At 67.9% G+C, this 2,389-nt stretch carries 2 protein-coding genes and 1 pseudogene; 1 reads left to right on the forward strand and 2 read right to left on the reverse strand.

Annotation, left to right across the window (positions count from 1 at the left end; genetic code table 11):
- Positions 1 to 159: 159 nt before the first annotated feature.
- Complete coding sequence (locus LCE31_RS37420) at positions 160 to 1,023, reverse strand: NmrA family NAD(P)-binding protein (protein ID WP_225022545.1); 864 nt, start codon at positions 1,021 to 1,023, stop codon at positions 160 to 162.
- Between the two features lie 123 nt (positions 1,024 to 1,146).
- Here LCE31_RS37420 and LCE31_RS37425 point away from each other — a divergent pair, with 123 nt between their 5' ends.
- Positions 1,147 to 1,536 (forward strand): winged helix-turn-helix transcriptional regulator, encoded by a 390-nt coding sequence (locus LCE31_RS37425; RefSeq protein ID WP_225022548.1) that lies wholly within the window; start codon positions 1,147 to 1,149, stop codon positions 1,534 to 1,536.
- 160 nt (positions 1,537 to 1,696) lie between these two features.
- On the opposite strand, the pseudogene LCE31_RS37430 reads toward LCE31_RS37425, so the two are convergent.
- Positions 1,697 to 2,389: pseudogene (locus tag LCE31_RS37430) on the reverse strand (IS701 family transposase); the annotation flags it as partial.

Below are 2,389 nucleotides of genomic sequence, written 5' to 3' on the forward strand. Positions count from 1 at the left end.
GGGGCGCGCCGGCGGGGCGCGGGGGGGGGGGGGGGCGGCGGGGGCGCCCCGGGCCCGGCGGCGGGCCGGGCCCCGCGGCGCGCCGCGGTGGCGGGGGAGACGGGCCCCGACGGCGAGCCGGTGAGCACGCCACAACCCGCAGGTCGCGGAAAAGCGACCTCAGGCTGCCGACGGGCGGAAGGCTGCGGCGTGATCGGCCAGGAAGGCCCGCAGGTCGCGGGCACCCGCCCCCGTGAGCGTGGTGATGTCGTCGGACAGCCATGCGGCATCGCCCTCAGCGATCAGTCCGAAGACCTGGGCGTTCGAGGTGGCGACCGGCTCGGGGACCCCAGCCAGGACCATGTCCTTTCGGTGCTGCTCGGGCGTGAGCCTGCGGTACTCGATCCGGTGGCCCAGGACGTGGCTCAGTTCGGTGGCGACGTCCGCGTAGGTGATCAGGCGCGGGCCGGTCAGCAGATAGGTGCACCCTGCGTGAGCGGCGGGAGCGGCTGCCACGGCCGCTGCGGCCGCGGCCACGTCACGGGCGTCGACCATGCCGAACCGGCCGTCACCGGTTGACATCACGAACCCGTGCGTCTCCCGGACGGCCGGGGCCGTGTAGAGCAGGTTCTGCATGAACAGGTTGGGCGCGAGCAGGGTGTACGCCGGTCCGCTCGCCGCGAGATGTGCCTCGATCCGCGCGTGGTCGCGGCGGCGGTCGACCGGAGAGTTCTCGGTCGCCTTGTGGTTCGTGATCTTTATGACGTGGCCCACGCCCTGTCGGACGGCGCTGTCGATGGCCGCGATCTCCGCAGCAAGGATGGACGGGGTGATGAGCAGCAGGGTGTCGACGCCTGCCAGGGCGGCGTCCAGCGAGTCAGGCCGCCCGAAGTCGCCCACCGCGATCTCGACGCCGTCCCAGCCCCCGTCCCGCGGGACGCGCGCCGCGTCGCGGATCAGGGCCCGGGTGGGGACTCCTCGGGCGGCCAGCAGCCGGACCGCTTCCGTCCCGATGTTCCCCGTTGCTCCGGTTACCAGAATCATCGTGCCTCCGTCATCAGCTCATGCGTGGTACTCCGCTCCGGAAACGCACGGAGCAGCGCCTCAAGGCTGCTCGCAGCCGATATCACTTGTAAAGAAGGCACCGTTTGGATATATAGGTACCTGATGGATACCGATTCGAAGGTCACATACACGAAGGACTGCCCGTCCCGCACAGTGCTGGGCGTACTGGCGAACAAGTGGTCGTTGTACGTCCTCGGCGTCCTCGGCGGCCACGACCGGCCGCTGCGCTTCACCGAACTGCGCCGGCGCATCGAGGGCGTCACCCAGAAGTCCCTCACCCAGGCCCTGCGCAACCTCGAACGGGACGGGCTGGTCAGCCGCACCGCCTACCCGACAGTTCCCCCCAGGGTCGAGTACGCGCTGACCGCTCTCGGCCGCCAGGCGGGAGCCCTCACCACCGCCATCGCGGACTGGTCCAGGGACAACGCGGACGCCGTGCACGCCGCGCGAGGAGCGTACGACGCCCGCCCACCCCATCACCATCAGGGCTAGTACTGCAACGACACTCCGTGATGTCCCCTGCGTTTGTAGTGGCTGATGCGGGACCGGGCTTGGCTTCTTCTCTGCCATAGGGACCAGGCAAGCATGTACTGGATACTGTGGCGGATAGGAGAAGTGATGCGGTTGAAGAGCGGCCGGGCCTCGTTCATGGTCACGGGTATGAAGGATGGGTCGCTGCCGGTATATGGATCCCCTTTTTTGCCTCTTCCCGCAGGATGGCGAGGAAAGCAAGGGCGGCCATGGAGAGGGTAATGTGTCGGTACCACGCGGTGTAACCGCGGACCTGGTAGTGATCGAGTCCTGTTTCGTTCTTGGCGGTCTGGAAGCACTCCTCGACCATCCATCTCGATCCTGCGACTCGGGCGAGTTCTTCCAGTGAAGTCCCGGCCGGGCAGAAGCAGATGTAGTAGGCGATGTCCGTGGGATTGGCGAGGCTGGGGCGTGCCAGCAGCCAGTGGTCCCAGCCTTCTCGCCGCCAGTGCCTGATCGGTGCCGCTGCCCAGTCGTACTCACGCGGCCCGTGTGCATCATCACCGCAGCTCAGGCGCGTCCACACACCGTCGGAAAGATCGCTGACCAGCGTGTGCGCGTGGGCCTGGCCGAAGAATTCCATGGTCATGACCATCTGTGATTTCGGGACGGCGAGAACATGAGGGATGTCGCATTCCTCCAGCCACATCCGAATCCGGCTCGTCTGCCCATACACCTCGTCCGCGGGCACCCACCCGAAGGGGAAGCTCCCGGTCGATCAACGCCCGCCCCCGGTCGGATCGATCCGTAGGCCAGGAACACCCCGATCTGCGAATTCTCGATCCGGCCGGCAGTCCCCGAGTACTGCCGGCCT

Source organism: Streptomyces sp. 8L, assembly GCF_020176795.1.
Classification (GTDB): Bacteria; Actinomycetota; Actinomycetes; order Streptomycetales; family Streptomycetaceae; genus Streptomyces.

Excerpts from the sequence above, each read along its gene's own strand:
- LCE31_RS37420 (WP_225022545.1), bottom strand. The coding sequence starts at position 1,023 with ATGATTCTGGTAACCGGAGCAACGGGGAACATCGGGACGGAAGCGGTC.
- LCE31_RS37425 (WP_225022548.1), top strand. The coding sequence starts at position 1,147 with ATGGATACCGATTCGAAGGTCACATACACGAAGGACTGCCCGTCCCGC.